Here is a 19,999-nt window from a genome sequence, read left to right as displayed (position 1 = left end):
GCTAAAATTGTTCCAAAAAGTCCAACTTGCCACTTTCAAAATGACGGACGTCTTCGATTCCATATTTCATCATAACCAAGCGGTCGATTCCGCAGCCAAAAGCAAACCCCGTATATTCATTCGGGTCAATTTGCGCCGCCCGAAGGACATTCGGATGAATCATTCCGCAGCCCAATAGCTCAATCCAGCCCTCACCAGAGCAGACTTTACAATCAGGATTTTTTCCTTCACAAAACGGACAACTTAATGCAAACTCAAAGCTCGGCTCGGTGAACGGAAAGTAAAATGGATTAACGCGAACGTCAAGTTTCTTGCCATAATATTCCTGCAAAAACTCTTGCAACGTAGCAATCAAATTGCCAACATTAACTCGGCGTGAAACGTACACACCTTCGACTTGATAAAACGTATGCTCGTGGCGCGCGTCCAAATCTTCGTTACGAAAAACGCGATCAGGAACGATAGCGGCAATAGCCTCGCCTTTTTCCAAATTGTCGCGATATTTCGTCAATACACGATTTTGCATAGTCGACGTATGCGCCGGCGCAATCAAACGATCGCCATTAGAATCAGTTTCTTCGGCCATAAACGTATCGTAATCGTCGCGCGCTGGATGACCTTTTGGAAAATTCAGGCTCTCGAACATATGGAATTGATCGTCAATTTCTCTAGACTCTTCCGTGACAAATCCCATGCGATTAAAAATCTCAGAAATGCGCTCAATTTCAGCGCTCAGCGGATGAATCGTGCCTTGTTCGCTCGGCAAAAGTTCAGGCTTGGGCGAATTCACATCCATCGGCGCCGTAACGTCAATCGGTTTCAAGTCAACTTTTTCCAGCTCTTCCAGTCGCACATCAATAGCCTGTTCAATCGCCTGCTTCAACTCGTTAATCTGCTTACCAAACGGACCACGCTCAACTGGCGGTAATGACTTGATTTGATCATACAATTCCCTAAGTCGTCGATCACGTAAAAACTCACGCGGGGATTTAGATTGCGAAACCGCCAAAACTATTTCTCTTCTCAATTCGTCTAAGTCAACCATTTTATCGTCCTTGCATTAAAAACATTACAATCACCGCACCAGCCATAATAGCAATTAAAATCCACGCCCACGCCAAAGTCGTCGTCTGTTTCGTACCTTCCAAATATCTTATGTCGTCGACGCCGTCCATAGTTGCCTTTTCTTGCAAACTCGAAGCCTTCGCCTTCTCTCTTAATTCCGCCGCAATTCGCTCTTGCAATTCACTGCGCTGATCTTGCTGATTTACAAATAATCCCATAACTACAGTATAGCAAATTATGTTATAATAGTCGTGATATTACTTTAAGGAGGGAATATGGCTACGAAGAAAACTTCAAAGAAAGCCCCAGTTAAAGCCGCAGAAAAGAAAACCACTGCTGCTAAGACTGAAACCAAAACGACCGTCAAGCGCGTCGTTACTGAATCTACCGCTAAAAGCAAGCGTGTCGAACTAGATTCTAAATTACCAAACAACTTAATTAACATCGTTATCGCGGAAGTTATCGGCACGTTCATTTTGACGCTTGCCGCATTATTCGCATCAGACATTTTGTCATCGATGTATGTCGGTTTTGCGTTGATGTTTATCGTTGCAATTATCGGCAACATTTCTGGCGCACACGTAAACCCAGCTGTCACGTTTGGTCTATGGACAATGCGTAAGCTAAAGACCGTACTTGTTCCATTTTACTGGGGAGCTCAATTCCTCGGCGCAATGGCGGCTATCGTACTTGTTGGCTCATTAACAAACGGCGGATTTGCCCTAAGCTTTGACCAATTCACTGCGTTCTCTTGGAATATCTTCGCGATGGAATTAGTCGGTACCGCTGTATTTGTATTTGGCGTCGCCGCAGTTTTGCAGCGCAAAGAAATCAAAGCAGCTGGTCAAGCTTTTGTAATTGGCCTGGCATTGATGATTGGTCTTGTCGTATCTGGCTCAATCTCTTCGTACATTAAAAGTACTGCTATTGCAAAAATCCAAAAAGATCAAAGCACTGCTCAAACTGAGAAAAACGGCCGCACTTACCCACGCGAAATCTACATCTCAGGCGCAACTTTGAACCCAGCAGTTTCTTTGGCTGTTACAGAGAAAACCGACTCTCAACTACGCAGCAACGGAGTATTGCCAGCTGAAGGCGAAAAAAGCTATTCACGCTTTAGCCTGGAAGTAATTGCCGCTACTCTAATCGGCGCAGCATTAGGCGGCAACCTATTTCTACTCGTCAATTACCGAAACAAAGACGAAGAATAGATTATAACTTCACAATAAAATATCCCGCTTAATCGGCGGGGTATTTTTTATGTCAATCTTCCTGAGTCGGCCGATCAATCAGCTCCGGCTGCGCTTGGTTATCGCCACCAGAAATTCGCACGACATCCTTATCGATCTTCCCCAATTCCTTGTACGTATTGTTGTAATGACCAACGGTCGTACTAAGGCTCTTGCCCATTTTCGTCATCAACTCGTCAAACTTTTTAATATGAACGCCCAATTGACCAACTCGAACTTGAATATCTTTAGCCTGCTCTTCAATCTGCAAACTACGAAGCCCCTGAAGAACGGTCTGCAGGTACGCGAGAAAACTAGTCGGACTCACAATAATAACCCGCTTGTCCCGGAACGCGTATTCAATCAGATCGCGACTCGAACCGCCCTGACCAACATTGTTAATCAGAAGATCGTAATACAAAGATTCGCTAGGAATAAACATAAAAGCAAAGTCCATAGTGTTTTCACGCGGACGAATGTATTTACTAGTTTCGTCGATTCGCCCCTTAAGGTCAGCCTTCACCTTATTTAGCCACATTTCACGCTCAGATTTTGTCTCGGCGTTAATCATGCGATTGTAATTCTCCAAAGAAAACTTACTATCCACCGGCAATATTTGACCCTTGTCCAGAAAAATAACCGCGTCAACAATTTCACCGTCCTTGAAGCGATATTGCATTTGATACTGCTTGGCTGGCAAAACGTTATCCAACACGCTCTCCAGATAAAACTCCCCAAAAACGCCACGCTGCTTTGGATTTTGTAACACGTTTTGCAAGGTTTTCAGGTCGGTCGCCACATCGACCACACGCTTATTGGTCTCATCCAATTTTGCCAATCGCTGTGTCACGTCAGCCACCAACTTTGCGCTTTCTGACAATTGTTTCTGTACGGAAGTCTGAACTTGCGCGTTGCTTCGCTCCAACTTATCGCTAACGGATTCATTCAGTTTCGCAATAGTTCGACCTAATTCCACGACATCGGTTTTAATTAGCTCGACCGATGATTGATTTTTTAGCTCGCTGATTTTTGATTGCAAGACAAATAATGTCACACCCAAACCAATAGTAATAACAATTAAGAGAATAATGATAATGATTTCCATACACTTAGTGTACAGTGATTATAGCGCCAAGACAACTCGTGCTAAGATTGCGAATAAAGTCATAAATAAAATTGCTGCGCCATTGCCACGAATTCTGTTCAACCAGATTAACGACAAATATACCAAAACTGTCGCTAAAACTACCCATAGTAATGACAAAATCCAAGATCCGCCAGCCCATAATGTAGCGCCCCACAATGACACAGTTGCCGCGATTACTACCAACAGAGGTCGCTTGATACCAAATACCGCCAACACTGGAACTAGCATAATTCCCGCCAGAACTAACGCAACGTAAGATGCTATGCTTGTGCTGTTTGCGCAAATAGAAATATGCTCAGCGTTCGCGCAAAATACAGGAGTGATCATAAATTTATCAAACGCAAGCGCCAGCAACCATATAGCCACGCCGCTAGCAACTAAAATCGCCAAAATCCTCAAGAAAACTCGCCTTGAAAATGGATATGTGTAATCTGATATTTCTTCACGGAAAATAGCTGACAATAATTTCATACGTAAATTGTAACGTAAACTTGTCAATATTGCAAATGTATATGCTTAAATATTATGCTTTTTCAAGAGGTCCATCGGTTTATACCAAATAATCCCTACGCAGGCAATCAATAATCCACCAATAACGTCAAGTGGCGTATGTACCAATGCAATAACCCGACCGACACATATTAAGATTGTCATAACTAGACAAACAACAGCCAGTCGCCAACTCTTTGCTCCGAAAAATACCGCCAAAGTAATCGCCATTGTAAATAGAGCGTGATCAGACGGAAAACCCGGATTATTAAGGAATGACGCACCGGCAGATACGCCCAGAATCTCGAACGGGCGCATCTGATCTGGCTGGTAAATTGACCCGATAATTTTTGCCGCCACGTAAGCCGTCAAACCAGCCATCAACACCTGACTATAAACTTGATACTTCTCTTTATTTGGAACCAATTTTATCAGCGCGTACGCACCAATTAGCACGACTGGCACCACTAGCCCGTCAGCAATTAATTTCACAATCCATTGCAAATCCATACTACCAGTATATCGCGTCAACGCTGGCCAGTAAACGCTTGCGGAAATCATTTTTCTATAGTACAATTATGTTTGCCGTTGGGATGTCGCCAAGTGGTAAGGCAGCGGGTTCTGGTCCCGCCATTCGGGGGTTCGAATCCCTCCATCCCAGCCAAGTTTGAAATTTAGCAGCCAATTATTTGGCTGTTTTTTTCGTCGATAAATTTGCACAAATCAGCAAAGCCCACATCACGAATACCAGAAAAATCGCAGCCACACTATTCACATTCTTTATCGTTGCACCAAATATCACCGCCGCATGCCCATTCGCAAACGCCAAAAAACCAATTGCCGTCATAATCCCCAAACTCAAAAAACCAGCCGTTCTGCTCATCAGAGTAATTCTTTTTGGCATATTCATATCAATTAAAAACGGCAACGACGTTAGCTCAACAACCACCAATATTATCGCAATCGGAAGACTTAAATATGGCGTAATTCCCGCAGAAGTAAGGACCGCAGAAAACTTCTCAAACGTAAATAATTGACATAATAATGGCGCCATTATTAATAGTCCTGTAATCAATTTAACAATTTTATTCACTTTTCTAGACATAATTTCAGTATAGCTTGCGTATCAAAAAAGCTCAAGCTTGTTGTATTTTTTACGAAAGCACTTGCACTTTTTATAAAAACGTCATAAAGTTAAATCAGCGAACGTTACAAAAATAAACACCACAAAATCGTATCTTTCGCTCTACGACAAATCCACCACAACTTAAAATACCCCGTCTCTATGGGGTATTTTTATTGGTCAATATCCGCGATTGTTCAGCGCGCCACTCAGCAATTTTTCCGTGGTGTCCGCTCAATAAAACATCCGGCACGCGTAAACCTTTAAACTCCTCAGGTCGTGTATACTGTGGAAATTCCAACGTTTCTCCATCTGAAAAACTTTCAATTTCCGCAGACTTTTCGCCGCCCAAAACTCCAGGAATCAACCTAACAATAGAATCAATCATCATCATTGCCGCCAGCTCTCCGCCCGTCAGCACAAAATCGCCAATACTCCATTGCTCATCAACTAGTTCTAAAATTCGCTCATCAACACCCTCGTATCGCCCACAAATAAATATCACACCCCTGTCATCATCGGCTTCTTCCTGAGCTTTAGCCTGCTTCCAGCGTTGCCCTCGCGGACTCATTAACACCACCTTCGCTGTTTCATCTTGAGATTTCGCAAATTCTACCGCTTTCCATAACGGCTCAATCATAAGAAGCATCCCATCGCCGCCGCCATAAGGAGTATCATCAACCTGACGACGAGGACCCAAACCAAACTCCCGCAGATTCACCGTCGTAAGCTCCACGATACCGTCTTTCTGCGCCTTCCACATCATGGAATTATTAAAAACTCCCGTTGTCATTTCTGGGAAAAGCGTAATTACTTGAAACTTTCTCATCTGTTACAGTGTAGCAAGTGTTGACTTTTTTGTCCAGGTATGATATATATATCAGCTTTTACTCAACCGAGTGAAGGTAGCCCCTATGCAGGAAGGAATTGTCATGCACAAGGACGCTGAATCATGGGAAATGACGCTCGCGGAATGCGGACTGCTAGCTTACTCTGTCGTGGAGGAAGCACCCGACGGGCATGTATCCATCACTATCACCGCCTTGGTCTCTATGGAGCCAAACGCCTCCGACGAACAGTCGGAGGAAGCGGCATTCGAGATCCTCCTAGGATCCGAGGTCAGCGCTATTTGGTGGGCGGACGATGGCTATGGAGTGACTCTTAATTCTCTGTACGATAACTGCACCATCACCGTCTACGACGGCACCGAATGGTGTGATTTCGACAAGAGGGACAAAGAGTCTGTCCAGCTCGACCAGCAATTTGGGGAGATCTCTTGGGAAGGTCATCCCGAAATTTATCTGTACGACTTCCTCAATGAAGTCGTCGGAAGCGAGCTTACGAACGTCTTTCTTAAGCACGCCTCCCCTGAGGTCTGTCTGCGGAGGATTTATGACACCGAGGAGTGTCAGAGACACCTTCCTCAGAGGATCGAAAATAGCTCCCACGAACTCTGGGACAATGTGCGTCCTGCGTGGAGCATTCGCTCCCGCAACTAGGGCTTAACGCCCGCCAATGAGAATAGCTCGCCTTGAGGCTTAAGCCTCGGCCGAAGCTCTTGGCGGGCTATTTTCATGTCTTTTTATAGAAATTATTCCCCACCAAAAAACCGTCCCAGTAAGGACGGTTTTTTAGCACAAATAAGGCTCTCAATGGTTACCCATTGTCTCGCATAGAGCTGTTCTCGCATAATGTCTGTGCTTGAACTGGTTTTAATTATATATCAAGATCGTCGAGTTCTGCAAGCTCTTTTCTGGTGTTTTCTGCGTAAGATGATCCATTTTCCACAGTTTCATCTGTTGAGTTATCCACAGAAGCATTACCGTTATAATCATTTTCTTCACGCTCACCAGAAAAACCATCATTGTTAACGATCTTCAAGTTATATCGAGCGTCATTCTTTGCACCCAAAGCTCGCAGAAGTGTACGCAAACTCTGTGCCGTACTGCCGCGCTTACCAATAACTCGACCCAAATCTGCTGGATTAACTGTCAATGTTAGTAAAACGCCCTTTTCATCAATCGTTCGGTCTACTACAACGTCTTCTGGATGTCCAACCAACGCCTTTACAGTATATTCTACAAACTGCTGATCTATTGTTGACATTCTGCCCTCCTCCTGGAATTAAACTGTATTTTCATTATACACGAGCAGTTTACGCCGTGCAAACTTTAATTATTTCTCGCCAGATTCTTTATATTTAGCAATTGCGGCGCGAGCAGCCTGCTGTTGGGCGACCTGCTTTGACGGACCAATGCCTCGCCCCATCATATTATCGCCAACAAAAACCCCAAGAGTAAAGACTTTATCGTGATCTGGACCTTCTTCGCTCAGGACTTTATATACCGGCGTTTGATTGTCAACTCGCTGAGAAATCTCCTGCAAATATGACTTCGGATCACGCCAACTGCCAGACTCCAAAATTCCATCCAGCTTAACAATTATATGCTTGTGAATAAAATCGCGAGCATCGTCAAAGCCGCGCTCCAAATAAATCGCGCCGATTACCGCCTCAAACGCATTAGCTAAAATCTGTAAATGCGCCCTATCCGAGCCGTTCTTCTCACCCTTTGACATACGAATCAGCGGACCATAACCCAACTTATCGCCAGCATCGCCAATACTTTCTGTTCGCACCAAAGCTGCCCGCCAAGCAGTCAAAATCCCCTCTGGCTCAGAAAAATGCGTAAACAAATATTCTGTTACCGCCAATTCCAAAACCGCATCACCTAAGAATTCCAGACGCTCATTATGATGATGAACGGATTTTCGATGCTCATTCACATAACTACGATGAGTCAAAGCTGTAATCAGTAAATCCAAATTCGTAAATTCAAAACCTAATTTTTCGCGCGCAAAATCTTGATATGGCGCAGTATTCATTCCGTTCATTTATAAGTTCTCCTGTCTAATTCGTTTCATCGCCAAAAGAATCAGCTTGCCAATATCTTCATATTCAACTTCATCCAGCGCCTCATGAAAACTGAACCATTTAAGACCATTCATCCATTCCTCCTTTTGGAGTTTCTCGTTAGGATCCAGCGCCTTAACCAGATAAACTTGCGTTGTCATCAATACCAATTTATCAATTCGACGATAGCGAAAATTCACCTTGCCCAGCCAGCCGTGAAGTTCAATTTTCTTCAGCCCAGTTTCCTCGCCGATTTCCCTACGAGCCGTCACTTGAGCTGTTTCACCCGGCTCAATGTGCCCTTTCGGAATTGTCCAGCGATCGCGAGCGTCCTGATAAAGCAAAAACTCTGCCTCGCCCTTTTTATTACGACGAAAAATCACGCCACCGGCAGTTGGCTCGCGTACAATTTCCTGAATCAATGGCTTCTTGCTGCCACCAAAATATTTTTTTATCTTATCAAAGTTGCTTGTTCTCACTGTCGGACTCCTCCACGAGAGTACGGAGTGCCGTGCCAAGCACGCCATTCACAAACTTACCCGAGTTATCCGAACCGAACGCTTTCGCTAATTCTACTGCTTCGTTAATCACCACTTTTGGTGGAACGGTATCTGCACAATATAGCAATTCATATAAACCAATTCTAAGTACCGCCCGATCAATTCGCGGTAACTGACTGATAGGCCATTCTGGCGCCAATGGCTGTAATTTCTCATCCAATTGACTCTGCGTCGAAAGTATGCCGCTGATCAAATTATCAATAAATTCAATATCGTCAACCGATGATTTATACTCAGCCAAATTACGCTTTAAAATAGTCTTATAATCAACATCGCTATCACCAACCTCTTTGCGAAATTCATGTTCATAAAGTGTTTGCAGTGCGACAATTCGTCCCAAATGACGGTTTGATGCCATTATTAAGCGTCCTGTTCGTAATTATTATTTTGTTGTTTTACCAGTTTCACGCTTGGTTGTCTTCACCTTAACTGGTGAAGTTGCGTTAACGCGACGTGCCAATTTTAGTACCAAGTGGCTGCGACGAAGACCAGTTTTACGTGGGCTACTCTGTTTTTTAGGTTGTGCCATAATTTATTCTCCTCTTTTAGGTTGTCATAAAACTTACGTACCATTATACCTTTTTTATTGGACAATCTCAAGAGCTTGTCTGCAAATTAGATAATAATATTGACTTTTTATGTCGTTTATGGTAACATAGCAAATATGAACACGGAACGATTTACATCACAAAACAACAATGAAGACGACAGACCTGTAATAGAAATACCAAAATCTGTAGTTAAAATCGGTGCAGTAGCATTAGCCACGCTAGGCGTAGCTGGAATTGCAAACGCTCTAGGCTTATTCTATAGCCCTAAATCACCAGAAAAAGGACCAAGCCCTGCCCACCAAGTAGCTCAAGTTGTAGAGAATTATAGCAATGGAATCATCACGGAGCTACCAAAAGATACAGAAATTCGCACTGTCACGCTTGAAGAAGGAGAAAATCCAACTTCGGTAGCCGAAACAGCCATGAAAGAATATAACGAAGAAAATCCTGAAAATAAGATAGACCCTAATGAGGCAAGAAGCTCCATATATGAAACTGCTGCCTACATGAAAGATCTCTACAAAAGCAAGACTGGCAACTCAGAGGTCCAACCAGGATTTACTGTCGACGTTGCCATAGGCGACATAAACGGTGACGGAAAGCCAAGCATAGCTATAGCAGGGATAAAGAACGAATCGAAGTAGACTGTTTCCTAGACTACAATATTCACCAACTTACCTGGAACATAAACCATCTTTTTAGGTGGTTTATTGTTTGTGAATTTCTGGACATTTTCGTCAGCTAGGGCTGCCGCTTCAACACCTTGCTTGTCCATATCACTCGATAGTTCAAGCTTCGCACGAAGCTTGCCATTCACTTGAACTATAATAGTCATCACGCTGCTCTTTAGATATTTTTCATCCCACTTTGGCCAGTGACCAACATGAACCGTATCATTATGACCCATTTCATGCCACAATTCCTCTGTGATATGCGGAGCAAAAGGCGCCAAAATCTGAATCAAGCTTTCTAATGCAAATCGCCATTCATCTGACATGTCAATTCCTTGCGATTCTTTTATCTTATACAGACCATTGACCATTTCCATCATCGAAGCCACGGCCGTGTTAAACTTCTCATCTTCAATGTCACGAGTAACTTTTTTAATCGTTAAATGAGTTAATCGCAATAATTCTTGGGCTGTTTTTTCATCCGCGCCAAGAGAGTCGTTTGGATTCTTATCAACAAACTCCTGAACCAAGTTCCATGCTCGATTTAAGAACCTGTAAGTTCCCGGAACCCCGCGAGGATCCCACGGCGCATCCATATCATAAGGAGCAATGAACATTTCGTAAACTCGCAACGCATCAGCACCATATCCACTATCCATAATCTCCATCGGATCAATAACATTGCCCTTAGACTTGGACATTTTCTGACCGTCTGGCGCCATAATATAAGCATTATACATCATTCGCTTAAAAGGTTCTGGAGTCGGAACGAGACCGAGCTTATAGAAAAATCGCATCCAAAAACGACTGTATAGCAAGTGAGCCACGGCGTGGTCGGCGCCATTGTAATAATCAACCGGCATCCAATGGTTAATTCTCTCAGGATTCCATGCTTCATTATCATTGTGCGGGTCGAGATATCGCAAGAAATACCAGCTAGAACAAGCATAACCATCCAAAGTGTCAGTCTCGCGTCGACCTTCTACCCAATTGTCGCCATCAGGCTTACTTTCTGTAATCGGTACAGTTTTTCCAGTTTCAACATCCACCCAGACTCGCACCCAATTATCAACCTGCGCCAGCACAGAAGTGTTACCACCTGTTGGCTTAAAGTTCTCTACCTCTGGCAAAATCACCGGCAAGCATTCATCAGCCACGGCAATTGGCGCACGACCATCAACATGAACAATTGGAATTGGAGCGCCCCAATAGCGCTGACGAGAAATCAACCAATCGCGCATTTTATACGTGGTTTTACTTCGCCCAGAATTCTGCTGCTCCAGCCACGCAACAATTTGCTCGCGAGCATCCTCACTCCTAGTCCCATTGAATTGACCGGAATTTATCAACTCACCCTCACCAGAATAACAGCCAGCATCGGCTGAATGTTCAGGCTTATCAATAACCTGGATAATCGGCAGGTCAAACTTCTCAGCAAACGCAAAATCGCGCTCGTCGTGCGCTGGCACAGCCATGACTGCGCCGGTTCCATAGCCGCCCAAAACATAATCCGCCACCCAGATTGGCAATTTTTGACCATTAACTGGGTTTATGACATAACTGCCGGTAAATACGCCTGTTTTCTCTTTATTCTCTTGGCGCTCAACATCCGATTTTTGTTGCGAAGCTTGGATATACGCTTCAACCTTTTCGCGCGTATCAGAATTGACCAACTGAGAAATCAGAGAATGCTCCGGTGCCAAAGCTACATACGTCGCGCCAAATAACGTGTCAGGACGAGTTGTGAAAACTGTAATCTTGGAATCTTGACCACTAACCGCAAACTCAACTTCCGCGCCAACTGATCGACCAATCCAATTTTTCTGCATGGTTTTAACCATTTCCGTCCAATCAAGCGCATCGGTTGCCTCTAAAATTTCATCTGCATACGCCGTAATTCGGAAGAACCACTGCTTAAGATTGCGCTTGGTCACAGGATTGCCGCAGCGCCAACATTTGCCACCTTCAACCTGTTCGTTAGCAAGCACTGTGTTATCAGTTTCACACCACCATTGCGGCTGTTCTTTTTGATATGCCAAATCGTGCTTATATAATTGCGTAAAAATCCACTGAGTCCATTTGTAGTATTCTGGATCGGCTGTAGAAATTTCTTTTGTCCAATCATAACTAAACCCAAGTCGCTTCAATTGCTCCTTAAAATGAACCTTCGCCTCATCGTGCGCTACGCGCGGCGTTTTTCCGACTTTAATAGCGTAATTTTCAACCGGCAGACCAAAGCTGTCCCAGCCGATTGGATGATAGACATTATAGCCCTGCTGACGCTTGAATCGTGCCTTGATGTCGGCAAATTGAAAAGTACGACCGTGACCAATGTGAATTCCCGCCCCTGTAATCCCTGGAAGCATGCTCAAACTGTAATATTTCGGCCGAGTCGTGTCATTAAAATCAACCGCGTAAGTGCCGTCAGCCTCCCATTTGTTTTGCCATTTTTGTTCAATTTCTGTCGGATTATAGCGTCTCATATCTGTAATTATAGCAAATAATCCCGCTCATTACGAACGGGATTATTATTAGGTAATTAAATCACTTACCTGATTGAGGTTGATGACAATCCGCTCGAATACCCTTCCATAAAACCTTCTACAAACTCTTTCAAGCTTTCAGCACTCGAAGGAACCTTGATTTCCTCAGACTTGTTCATATTAATGTCAAATGAAATTTCTACAGAAGCCTTCTTATCATTACCCTTAAGCTCTACAGCCTTCAGTTCATGAGATGACCTATCAACCCACACCTTCAATGAAGATTCGTCAATAGATGATGATTCACTACTCTTGTAGCTATTAGATTTTCCGCACTTACCGAGCGCCTTGCCGACTGATGAATTCTTAAACTCTTCCTCAAATTTTGACGAATTAGATTTATTATTACCTTGCAATTCAAAGCCGCGTCCGCCGTTACGATCACTAATCTTTGAATCTTTTATAGTAAATAAACTATTCTTTTGATAAATCTGAGCCAATTCCTTACGTGCACTTTCGTCACTTTGGATTTTCTTCAGAGCGTTAATTCCACACTTGTATTCGCTACCGATTTCATCTGGAGAAATCTTCATCCACGTGTCGCTCATTTTATCTATCTCAGAACCCATCTTCTCCAATGCCTGATCACGGTAAGTTTCTATTTGAGATCTTGATAGGTTGCCGCCAGACGAAGATTCCATAACTACTTCAAGCAAAGTTCCATACAAATCCTTAAAGTTATTTATCTTCACATATATCGTTCCGTCACTATCAAGAACCACATCACCTTTAAGAGGGATATTTTTCTCAACTCCCTTAACATTAAGCTTAGCATCAATATTCGCCTTTGATTTTCCCGAATCAGTAGCAGTCTTTACGTTTAGCTCTATTTTTCCTTGGTCGCGCATATCAATAACCACCTTACCGTCGGCAGTCATCTTCTTTGCCATAATAGCATTAGACACAGCGTCTGTAACCATCTTTTCTGGATTCTGCCACCACAAGAAATAAACTAGCACAGCAGAGATAATAGCAATAAGAGCTATAACTCCCAGCACTATGCCAATTATCAATCCCGTTTTCTTCTTTTTTGGTTGCATCGGCACGCCGTTATATTGCGGCTGCGGTGCAGGTTGATTACCTTGATCCATCATTCCCCCTTATTTTATATACCTTGAATTTAATATATCACATTAATCTTTAAATTGTGAGAAAAATTGATTTTTCCTAGCAATCCACTCCGGCGTTTGCCTGACTAAGTATTTATCGTCCTCAGTGCTATGAAGGTTGATTTTTATAGATTCCTCCAGCCATACGCCGCCGCTCGAACCCTTAAACAGAGCAACGCCTTCAGATTTCAATTTGTCGCGTACGAAAGACCCAGCCTCGATGGCATTCTTACACTCCTTCACCTGACAACCTCTTTGACGAGCAGCCGGTGCCAAATATTGATTAGCTTTCTCGCCAACCGTCACAACCCAATCCAACAAATCCGGGCTACAATGAGAACCAAGTTCAGCGTGAGCTTGCTCGAAAATCCCCTTTAAACCATTCATATTACCAAGTACAGCAATGCGCTGCGGAGTCTCAATTCGATACAAAGATTGCAAAGCAGCTAAGGCAGTCAACGGCGTCGAACTATAGCTATCATCAATCAACCAAGTATTGTCCGCACCCTTCAGTAAATTCATCCTGCCAGGCAGTGGACGCAAATTTTCTATACCTTTTTTTATATTCTCCTCAGTTTCACCAAATGCATAACCAATAGCTGCCGCCACGATCGCTGGACGAATATTATGCTCGCCGATTAGCTTAACGTTGACTTCTAGCCCATTAGGATTTTCCGGCGACATAATAAATCCGTGATGTCCATCTTTCAGGGAAAAATTACGATCGTCAAAATTATACTCCGCCACGGGATCACTTCCGTAAGTAGTGATATTAGGATTCGTCAAAAAGCTAGCAAAACGCCCGTCAATGTCATCACGATTTATCATCGCCATTCGCGAGAAATTCGCCAGCGAAATCATCTCATTCGCTACTTCCTCCAAGGAATATTCAACCTGCATTCGACCATTCGTCACAGAAGTTACAACCGTAATATCCGGCACAACATAAGCCTTAAACCAATCGTTATAGCCAAGTTCCTTTGGATTAAATTCCTGAACAATTACCTGAACTTCCGGTTTTTCGGCCTTAATTCTCTTCTTTACGGCGCGCATCACCTTCCACCATTTGAAAAGGCCTTTTTCAGGCATTTTCACGCCCATCATCTGAAGGAAAATGTCAGCTTTCGTCTTCGGCTCTTCATTGCGAAGTTGAATATCAAATTGTTGCGCCAAAACTGTACCGATAGCTATTTTTGCACTAGCCTTTCCAGCGCTACCAGTTATCGCCACAAGCTTCACATCTGGATGAACAGCAAAAAATTCTCGCACTAATTTTGCTAGTTTTTCTTCCCTCTTTTTTGAAACAGTAACCATAACTATATCATACCATAAGCATTATAGAAGAGCTGCTACGCGCCCACCCGGGGCATATTTGAATGTGTGTTTGTCTTTCAATTGGCAAGCATAGGAGAATGCCCCTATGCGTACCAGCTCATGTTTAATTATGCATTATCGCCCAAAAAAACACAAGCTTTATGTCTCACTGCGACTATTGATCTGTGTCGCTTATCATTTTCAATAGTTCTTGCTCGTCAATGATTTTCGTGCCGTATTGCTCAGCCTTTTTCAATTTGCTAGCACCAACCTTACCACCAGCCACCAAATATGTCGTGTCTTTAGAAACTGCAGTTTGAAAAACTCCACCGAGATTACGAATTTTATCCGCAGCAGTGTCGCGTCCCATAGATTTCAGAGTACCCGTGACGACAAAACTTTTTCCACTCAAACCGCCAGATTTTTTATTGAACTGAGGAACAACACCTAATTCGGTGAATTTATTGAGCAATTTTACGTTATCCTCATCAGCAAACCACGCCACTACAGATTCGGCGACAATTTCACCCACGCCATCAACTTGCCGCAAATCATCAATCGTCGCTTTCGCTAAATTTTCCATACTTTCAAAATGATTCGTCAAATCAATCGCAGTTTGCGCGCCAATATGACGAATTCCCAGACCGTACAAAAATCGTTCTAATTCTGGACTTTTTTTATCAGCAATTGCCGAGATTAACTTTTGCGCAGAAATATCAGCAAACCGATCCAACTTTAACAAATCGTCTTTAGTAAGCGTGAAAATATCCGCCAAATCTCTGACCAAACCGTTGTCAATCAAAACTTCCACGTTCTTTTCGCCAAGCGTATCAATATCAAGTGCACCCTTAGACGTGAAATGCGCCAAAGCTCGCTTCAAAATCAGCGGACCACTAGAGCCCTTGACTCGATAAACAGCTTCACCTTCCGGTCGCACAAATTCCAACTCCGGATATTGCCGTTTTAATTCTGCTTCATAATCAATTGGCTCAGAATCTGCAGGTCGCAATTCCTTCAAGACACTCTCAACTTGCGGAATAATATCACCCGCCTTAAAAATCACCACAGTGTCGCCTCGCCGAATATCCAAACGCTCAATTTCATCGGCATTATGCAAGCTAGCGTGCTGCACCGTAGTTCCCGCCACCACCACTGGATCAAACACAGCCACTGGAGTCGCCGCGCCAGTTCGCCCGATAGAAATGACTATATCTCGAACGATCGTTGTAGCTTCTTCGGCCGCGTACTTATAAGCCACCGCCCCACGCGGATTTTTACCCACCATCCCGAGATTGTCGTATATCTCTCGATCGTTAATTTTAATAACCAGCCCGTCCGTATTAAACGGCAAGTCATGACGCTTGTCGCTCCATTCATCAACAAATTTCATCACGTCGGACAAATTATCAAAAACACTAGCCTGCTGATTGCGAGAAATCCCCAGCGCCGTCAAAGCCTCGTAAGCAAAACTATTCGTCGGAACTTCCGAACCATCATCGCGAATCACATCATATCCACGAAAATGCAACGGGCGCGCCGCCACCAGCGCAGGATCTAATTGACGAATTGTCCCCGCAGCCAAATTGCGCGGATTGGCAAATGTAGGCAGCCCTAGAGATTTCTGCTTTTTATTAAGCTCCTCAAAATCCCGTTTCAGCATGACAATTTCGCCACGAATCTCTGTCCGACCGCGCAAAAAATTTTCAAAACCCGCCGCTTCACGCAGACGAAGCGGTACGTTTTTAATAGTCCGAACATTATTCGTTACATCTTCGCCAACAAAACTATCGCCACGCGTCACAGCTTGCGACAATACACCATCGACATAAATCAACGCGCACGCCAAGCCGTCCATTTTTATATCCGTAAAAAATTCATGTCGCTGACCCGGTATCAATTTATCAGTTCGCTCAATCCACGCCTCAACTTCACTTTTATCGAAGACGTCGTTCAAACTGACCATTCGGCGCACGTGCCTTACTTTTTGAAAACCGTCGAGCAGTTTATTCCCAACTCGCTGCGTAGGACTATCAATAGTAATCAATTCTGGATGATCCGATTCAATTCTCTTCAGCTCATCCATCAGGCTGTCATAAACCGCATCGCTCACACTCGGTTTGTCCAAGGTATAGTATTCGTAGCTATAACGATTTAACAGGTTTTTGATTTCGTCAATTCTTGGTTTTTTTGGTGTCACTTTCAACCACCTTTCTGTAGAACAAATAGACATACACAGAAATCATAATTATCGTTACGTAAAGTAAAATCAAGCCAGTTGTTGGGACAATTGGCAACCAGTCGATACCACTAATCCACCCCTTCAGTGCGCCGTCAAGCAGAATTACCGGAATCAGAACTACCGCCCACAAAAGCACAGACAGAACAACAGCCCACGCAAATCTCAGCAAAATCCTTAGTCTTCGCCCCGTCACAATATCGCCCGACAAACGCAACGCGTGAAACGGATACATCCCCGGCAACGTTATGATGATCATCGCAAAAACCGTAGAAGTCGCCCAATAGACTGACATCGCCACTATCAGAATCGCCGCACCGCCAGCCGCCATCAGAATCGGCGTTTGATTTAACACTCCCGAAGCATTAAGCGCGCTATAAATAATCACCGCCACTGCCGCCGGCACCATTTGAATCAAGAAAACTCCAATGACAATTATTAGCGCAATTATGGGCGATCCAGAACTATACAAACCGTCGCGCATTTTCGGTTTTTTACCAATTAAAATAGCTCGCGTTAGCCAAACGGACGACAGCCAAGTTAATAGCCCCAGAAAGATTCCCGCCGCTTGCTGCACATTTCCACCAGCCGTTCCACTGCCAGAAATATAGCTAACCGCAACGCCAGAAAATAGGCTAATTGTTGTATAAATTCCGCCGAATCCATTTGACTCAGCCTGATTCATCACGTCTTTAAGTTGTTGATATGTATCTTGCGACATGACGCTGGCTAAGGCAAACGTCAATATCGACATAACGATGATTAACGCCAGGAAAGTCTTCTTGTTTCGCCACACCAGACGGCAAGCTTCACTAGTCAGCGACCAATATCCCGGAATTTTTAGATCTCGTTGGTAATCTCGTCGCTTAGTTAGCCGAAAACTACGATGAGGTCGGCGCTGCAGAAAATTACGTCGCTGCTGATTTAATTTGCTAAAGTCATGCTTAATACCAGGCCATACACCTTTTTTATGATCAGCATTTGACTTCTTAGGATTCTTGACTACTCGTTTTTTGGAGGTTTTCGTTGCCATAATTACATCTTTGTTGCGTTATTCCTCAACCTTGCAATTCTATCTTCTAGCGGCGGATGAGTACTAAATAGTTTTGAGAAAAATCCGGGCTTCAAAGGATTATTCATGAACAAATTGGCAGTGGAAGAGCTTTGTTTTTGCATTGGTTTGCCGTATTGGCGTAACTTTTCCAGCGCGCTTGCTAGCCCTTCAGTGTCTCGTGTCAATAATACACCCGAAGCATCCGCCAGATATTCACGCTGCCTACTAACCGCCAATTGAGTTATCGTTGCCAAAAGCGGCGCCAATATACCCACAATCAACCCGAAAGCGTAGATGATAGGATTGACATCCCTGTCACGATCGTCACTATAAAACATCATTCTAAGTGCCAAATCTGCAAATAGACCAATCGCACTAACCAGACCAAAAGCAATCATACTCACACGGATGTCGTAATTTCGCACGTGACTCATTTCATGCGCCATAACCGCCTCCAGCTCACGCTTGTCCATAATATCCAAAAGTCCAGTAGTCACACCAACAATAGCGTGATTTGGGTCGCGACCAGTCGCAAAAGCATTTGGAGCTGGATCATCGATGATATAAACTTTCGGCATCGGCATACCAGAGGCGATAGACAAATTTTCCACCACTCGCCAAAGTTCAGGAGCGTCATTTTTACTAATTTCCTGAGCTCCAGTCATCATCATAGCCAACTTGCCAGCTATAAAATATTGCAACCAAGCATATAAAATTGCACATATAAAAATGATGAGAGCTAGCGAATAGCTATCAGTTGCCACGCCGATAAACAGACCGATAATTCCAATAATTATCACAAATACAGACATAATTAATATTGTGTTGCGTTTGTTTTGAGAAACTGCATTGTACATATGTTAATTATATCAAAAATCGCCCGCTAAAAATAGACGAGCGATTTTCATTTCAGAGTTCAATTAGAACTTTACTTCAACCGGATTTTCAACGCTTGCACGGTCTTCAACGTCGAAAAATTCCTTAGCTTGGAAGCCGAACATTCCCGCGATGATGTTTGTTGGGAAAGTCTGGATCTTCGTGTTTAAGTCGCGAACGCCACCGTTGTAGAATCGGCGAGCTGCTTGGATTTTATCCTCAGTGTCAACCAATTCTTGTTGCAATTGCAAGAAGTTCTGGTTTGCTTTCAATTCTGGGTAAGCCTCAGATACGGCAAATAAGCTCTTCAACGCGCCTTCCAAAGCATTTTCAGCCTTGGCGGTTTCAGCCACGCTGCCGGCATTCATAATTGCTGAACGAGCTTCTGCGACCTTCTCAAACACTTCTTTTTCGTGTGTAGCGTAGCCTTTTACTGAGTTGACCAAATTTGGAATTAAATCAGTTCGGCGCTTTAGCTGAACAGTAATGTCGCTCCATGCCTCTTCTACGCGGTTGCGCAATACAACCAAACCATTGTACGCACCGATTACAACTCCTACGAGTACTAATAAAACTACCACTGTAACAATAAGTACGATTACCAATGGACTCATTTCTTACCTTGTCCCTTTCCTATTTAATATTATTTTCTTTACAACTTTGGTGCGCAAGGCGGGAATCGAACCCGCACGACTTTTGGTCAAGGGATTTTAAGTCCCTCGCGTCTACCAATTCCGCCACTCGCGCTTATTTACATACAATCCAGACGCCTACGCGCCAGACTTCTTATATTATACTATATTCACTAAGTAAAGTGTACAATTTCGCAAAATAAAAAATAGCCCAATACTCAGGACTATTTATCAAAAATTGGAGGCACGTACGAGAGTCGAACTCGTCTAAAAGGTTTTGCAGACCTCTGCGTAACCGCTCCGCCAACGCGCCACCGCCTTTATTATATCAGATTTTGCAAAACATATCACAAACAATTCATCCAATAATTGCAATATGTTTGGTGCGAGCGAGAAGACTTGAACTTCCACGAGCGCAATGCTCACTAGCCCCTCAAGCTAGCGCGTCTACCAATTCCGCCACGCCCGCATAACCACTTACCATTATAC

22 protein-coding genes and 4 tRNA genes are annotated in these 19,999 nt (G+C 43.7%); 4 read left to right on the top strand and 22 right to left on the bottom strand.

Features of this window, described 5'->3' with window-relative positions:
- Window position 1: 1 nt before the first annotated feature.
- Window positions 2-1,045, bottom strand: a complete 1,044-nt coding sequence (gene pheS, locus LRM50_RS03690) for a phenylalanine--tRNA ligase subunit alpha (RefSeq protein ID WP_243809918.1) — start codon at window positions 1,043-1,045, stop codon at window positions 2-4.
- A gap of 1 nt (window position 1,046) precedes the next feature.
- Entirely contained in the window at window positions 1,047-1,283 is a 237-nt protein-coding gene (locus LRM50_RS03685) for a hypothetical protein (RefSeq protein ID WP_129631287.1), read from the bottom strand.
- A gap of 57 nt (window positions 1,284-1,340) precedes the next feature.
- On the opposite strand from LRM50_RS03685, the gene LRM50_RS03680 reads away from it, so the two are divergent.
- Window positions 1,341-2,276, top strand: coding sequence for an MIP/aquaporin family protein (locus LRM50_RS03680; protein ID WP_243809917.1), 936 nt, complete (start codon window positions 1,341-1,343; stop codon window positions 2,274-2,276).
- A gap of 52 nt (window positions 2,277-2,328) precedes the next feature.
- On the opposite strand, the gene LRM50_RS03675 is transcribed toward LRM50_RS03680, so the two are convergent.
- From LRM50_RS03675 to LRM50_RS03665, 3 genes are read right to left on the bottom strand one after another with little or no spacing between them, the layout of a single operon-like run.
- Window positions 2,329-3,399, bottom strand: a complete 1,071-nt coding sequence (locus LRM50_RS03675) for a DNA recombination protein RmuC (protein WP_243809916.1) — start codon at window positions 3,397-3,399, stop codon at window positions 2,329-2,331.
- A gap of 18 nt (window positions 3,400-3,417) precedes the next feature.
- Window positions 3,418-3,912, bottom strand: coding sequence for a hypothetical protein (locus LRM50_RS03670; protein ID WP_129637143.1), 495 nt, complete (start codon window positions 3,910-3,912; stop codon window positions 3,418-3,420).
- A 45-nt stretch (window positions 3,913-3,957) separates the two neighbouring features.
- The gene (locus LRM50_RS03665) at window positions 3,958-4,491 is read right to left on the bottom strand and encodes a phosphatase PAP2 family protein (RefSeq protein WP_243809915.1); all 534 of its coding nucleotides are present in this window, start codon (window positions 4,489-4,491) and stop codon (window positions 3,958-3,960) included.
- A gap of 28 nt (window positions 4,492-4,519) precedes the next feature.
- Here LRM50_RS03665 and LRM50_RS03660 point away from each other — a divergent pair.
- Window positions 4,520-4,594 (top strand) — tRNA-Gln (locus LRM50_RS03660).
- A 21-nt stretch (window positions 4,595-4,615) separates the two neighbouring features.
- Here the strand turns inward: LRM50_RS03660 and LRM50_RS03655 are convergent.
- Window positions 4,616-5,035, bottom strand: a complete 420-nt coding sequence (locus LRM50_RS03655; RefSeq protein WP_243809914.1) for a hypothetical protein — start codon at window positions 5,033-5,035, stop codon at window positions 4,616-4,618.
- A 178-nt stretch (window positions 5,036-5,213) separates the two neighbouring features.
- Window positions 5,214-5,882: a tRNA (guanosine(37)-N1)-methyltransferase TrmD gene (trmD, locus tag LRM50_RS03650; RefSeq protein WP_129634607.1), complete on the bottom strand. Its 669-nt coding sequence runs from the start codon at window positions 5,880-5,882 to the stop codon at window positions 5,214-5,216.
- A gap of 85 nt (window positions 5,883-5,967) precedes the next feature.
- On the opposite strand from trmD, the gene LRM50_RS03645 reads away from it, so the two are divergent.
- A complete protein-coding gene (locus tag LRM50_RS03645) occupies window positions 5,968-6,552 on the top strand; it encodes a hypothetical protein (protein ID WP_129634605.1) in 585 nt (194 codons plus the stop codon).
- Between the two features lie 217 nt (window positions 6,553-6,769).
- Here the strand turns inward: LRM50_RS03645 and LRM50_RS03640 are convergent, their stop codons facing one another.
- The 5 genes from LRM50_RS03640 to LRM50_RS03620 all read right to left on the bottom strand — a co-directional run bounded on the left by LRM50_RS03640 (window position 6,770) and on the right by LRM50_RS03620 (window position 9,053).
- Complete coding sequence (locus tag LRM50_RS03640) at window positions 6,770-7,159, bottom strand: KH domain-containing protein (RefSeq protein ID WP_243809913.1); 390 nt, start codon at window positions 7,157-7,159, stop codon at window positions 6,770-6,772.
- Between the two features lie 69 nt (window positions 7,160-7,228).
- On the bottom strand, window positions 7,229-7,945 hold the full coding sequence (rnc, locus tag LRM50_RS03635) for a ribonuclease III (protein ID WP_243809912.1): 717 nt from the start codon (window positions 7,943-7,945) through the stop codon (window positions 7,229-7,231).
- Window positions 7,946-8,443, bottom strand: a complete 498-nt coding sequence (locus LRM50_RS03630) for an NUDIX hydrolase (protein ID WP_164999994.1) — start codon at window positions 8,441-8,443, stop codon at window positions 7,946-7,948.
- Window positions 8,424-8,882 (bottom strand): transcription antitermination factor NusB, encoded by a 459-nt coding sequence (gene nusB, locus LRM50_RS03625; protein ID WP_129636594.1) that lies wholly within the window; start codon window positions 8,880-8,882, stop codon window positions 8,424-8,426. The genes LRM50_RS03630 and nusB overlap by 20 nt, the downstream gene beginning before the upstream one ends.
- 24 nt (window positions 8,883-8,906) lie before the next feature.
- Window positions 8,907-9,053, bottom strand: coding sequence for a hypothetical protein (locus LRM50_RS03620; RefSeq protein ID WP_164999843.1), 147 nt, complete (start codon window positions 9,051-9,053; stop codon window positions 8,907-8,909).
- Window positions 9,054-9,188: 135 nt separating this feature from the next.
- Between LRM50_RS03620 and LRM50_RS03615 the strand changes: the two genes are divergently transcribed.
- On the top strand, window positions 9,189-9,719 hold the full coding sequence (locus LRM50_RS03615; RefSeq protein WP_243809911.1) for a hypothetical protein: 531 nt from the start codon (window positions 9,189-9,191) through the stop codon (window positions 9,717-9,719).
- Between the two features lie 8 nt (window positions 9,720-9,727).
- Here LRM50_RS03615 and leuS read toward each other — a convergent pair whose 3' ends face one another.
- The 10 genes from leuS to LRM50_RS03565 all read right to left on the bottom strand — a co-directional run bounded on the left by leuS (window position 9,728) and on the right by LRM50_RS03565 (window position 19,979).
- Window positions 9,728-12,229, bottom strand: coding sequence for a leucine--tRNA ligase (leuS, locus tag LRM50_RS03610; protein ID WP_243809910.1), 2,502 nt, complete (start codon window positions 12,227-12,229; stop codon window positions 9,728-9,730).
- 65 nt (window positions 12,230-12,294) lie between these two features.
- Window positions 12,295-13,383 (bottom strand): hypothetical protein, encoded by a 1,089-nt coding sequence (locus LRM50_RS03605; protein ID WP_243809909.1) that lies wholly within the window; start codon window positions 13,381-13,383, stop codon window positions 12,295-12,297.
- 39 nt (window positions 13,384-13,422) lie between these two features.
- Complete coding sequence (locus LRM50_RS03600) at window positions 13,423-14,712, bottom strand: glutamate ligase domain-containing protein (protein WP_243809908.1); 1,290 nt, start codon at window positions 14,710-14,712, stop codon at window positions 13,423-13,425.
- A gap of 175 nt (window positions 14,713-14,887) precedes the next feature.
- Window positions 14,888-16,909 (bottom strand): NAD-dependent DNA ligase LigA, encoded by a 2,022-nt coding sequence (gene ligA, locus LRM50_RS03595; protein WP_243809907.1) that lies wholly within the window; start codon window positions 16,907-16,909, stop codon window positions 14,888-14,890.
- Window positions 16,884-17,981: a hypothetical protein gene (locus LRM50_RS03590; protein WP_243809906.1), complete on the bottom strand. Its 1,098-nt coding sequence runs from the start codon at window positions 17,979-17,981 to the stop codon at window positions 16,884-16,886. Before LRM50_RS03590 ends, ligA begins: the two co-directional genes overlap by 26 nt.
- A gap of 2 nt (window positions 17,982-17,983) precedes the next feature.
- On the bottom strand, window positions 17,984-18,859 hold the full coding sequence (gene htpX, locus LRM50_RS03585) for a zinc metalloprotease HtpX (RefSeq protein ID WP_243809905.1): 876 nt from the start codon (window positions 18,857-18,859) through the stop codon (window positions 17,984-17,986).
- A 63-nt stretch (window positions 18,860-18,922) separates the two neighbouring features.
- Entirely contained in the window at window positions 18,923-19,492 is a 570-nt protein-coding gene (locus LRM50_RS03580; protein WP_129634583.1) for a LemA family protein, read from the bottom strand.
- A gap of 47 nt (window positions 19,493-19,539) precedes the next feature.
- Window positions 19,540-19,625: transfer RNA gene (locus tag LRM50_RS03575), tRNA-Leu, on the bottom strand.
- Between the two features lie 124 nt (window positions 19,626-19,749).
- Window positions 19,750-19,823, bottom strand: a tRNA-Cys gene (locus LRM50_RS03570).
- A 68-nt stretch (window positions 19,824-19,891) separates the two neighbouring features.
- Window positions 19,892-19,979: transfer RNA gene (locus tag LRM50_RS03565), tRNA-Leu, on the bottom strand.
- Window positions 19,980-19,999 lie beyond the last annotated feature (20 nt).

Origin of the sequence: Candidatus Nanosynbacter sp. TM7-053 (genome assembly GCF_022828375.1) — a bacterium.
GTDB lineage: Bacteria > Patescibacteriota > Saccharimonadia > Saccharimonadales > Saccharimonadaceae > Nanosynbacter.
The sequence above is the reverse complement of the archived record's forward strand: the minus strand, read 5'-3'. Positions and strand labels throughout refer to the sequence as shown.

What these genes read in the sequence shown, in the direction of transcription:
- pheS (WP_243809918.1), bottom strand. Translation starts at nt 1,045, where the DNA reads ATGGTTGACTTAGACGAATTGAGAAGAGAAATAGTTTTGGCGGTTTCG.
- LRM50_RS03685 (WP_129631287.1), bottom strand. Translation starts at nt 1,283, where the DNA reads ATGGGATTATTTGTAAATCAGCAAGATCAGCGCAGTGAATTGCAAGAG.
- LRM50_RS03680 (WP_243809917.1), top strand. Translation starts at nt 1,341, where the DNA reads ATGGCTACGAAGAAAACTTCAAAGAAAGCCCCAGTTAAAGCCGCAGAA.
- LRM50_RS03675 (WP_243809916.1), bottom strand. Translation starts at nt 3,399, where the DNA reads ATGGAAATCATTATCATTATTCTCTTAATTGTTATTACTATTGGTTTG.
- LRM50_RS03670 (WP_129637143.1), bottom strand. Translation starts at nt 3,912, where the DNA reads ATGAAATTATTGTCAGCTATTTTCCGTGAAGAAATATCAGATTACACA.
- LRM50_RS03665 (WP_243809915.1), bottom strand. Translation starts at nt 4,491, where the DNA reads ATGATTTCCGCAAGCGTTTACTGGCCAGCGTTGACGCGATATACTGGT.
- LRM50_RS03655 (WP_243809914.1), bottom strand. Translation starts at nt 5,035, where the DNA reads ATGTCTAGAAAAGTGAATAAAATTGTTAAATTGATTACAGGACTATTA.
- trmD (WP_129634607.1), bottom strand. Translation starts at nt 5,882, where the DNA reads ATGAGAAAGTTTCAAGTAATTACGCTTTTCCCAGAAATGACAACGGGA.
- LRM50_RS03645 (WP_129634605.1), top strand. Translation starts at nt 5,968, where the DNA reads ATGCAGGAAGGAATTGTCATGCACAAGGACGCTGAATCATGGGAAATG.
- LRM50_RS03640 (WP_243809913.1), bottom strand. Translation starts at nt 7,159, where the DNA reads ATGTCAACAATAGATCAGCAGTTTGTAGAATATACTGTAAAGGCGTTG.
- rnc (WP_243809912.1), bottom strand. Translation starts at nt 7,945, where the DNA reads ATGAACGGAATGAATACTGCGCCATATCAAGATTTTGCGCGCGAAAAA.
- nusB (WP_129636594.1), bottom strand. Translation starts at nt 8,882, where the DNA reads ATGGCATCAAACCGTCATTTGGGACGAATTGTCGCACTGCAAACACTT.
- LRM50_RS03620 (WP_164999843.1), bottom strand. Translation starts at nt 9,053, where the DNA reads ATGGCACAACCTAAAAAACAGAGTAGCCCACGTAAAACTGGTCTTCGT.
- LRM50_RS03615 (WP_243809911.1), top strand. Translation starts at nt 9,189, where the DNA reads ATGAACACGGAACGATTTACATCACAAAACAACAATGAAGACGACAGA.
- leuS (WP_243809910.1), bottom strand. Translation starts at nt 12,229, where the DNA reads ATGAGACGCTATAATCCGACAGAAATTGAACAAAAATGGCAAAACAAA.
- LRM50_RS03605 (WP_243809909.1), bottom strand. Translation starts at nt 13,383, where the DNA reads ATGATGGATCAAGGTAATCAACCTGCACCGCAGCCGCAATATAACGGC.
- LRM50_RS03600 (WP_243809908.1), bottom strand. Translation starts at nt 14,712, where the DNA reads ATGGTTACTGTTTCAAAAAAGAGGGAAGAAAAACTAGCAAAATTAGTG.
- LRM50_RS03590 (WP_243809906.1), bottom strand. Translation starts at nt 17,981, where the DNA reads ATGGCAACGAAAACCTCCAAAAAACGAGTAGTCAAGAATCCTAAGAAG.
- htpX (WP_243809905.1), bottom strand. Translation starts at nt 18,859, where the DNA reads ATGTACAATGCAGTTTCTCAAAACAAACGCAACACAATATTAATTATG.
- LRM50_RS03580 (WP_129634583.1), bottom strand. Translation starts at nt 19,492, where the DNA reads ATGAGTCCATTGGTAATCGTACTTATTGTTACAGTGGTAGTTTTATTA.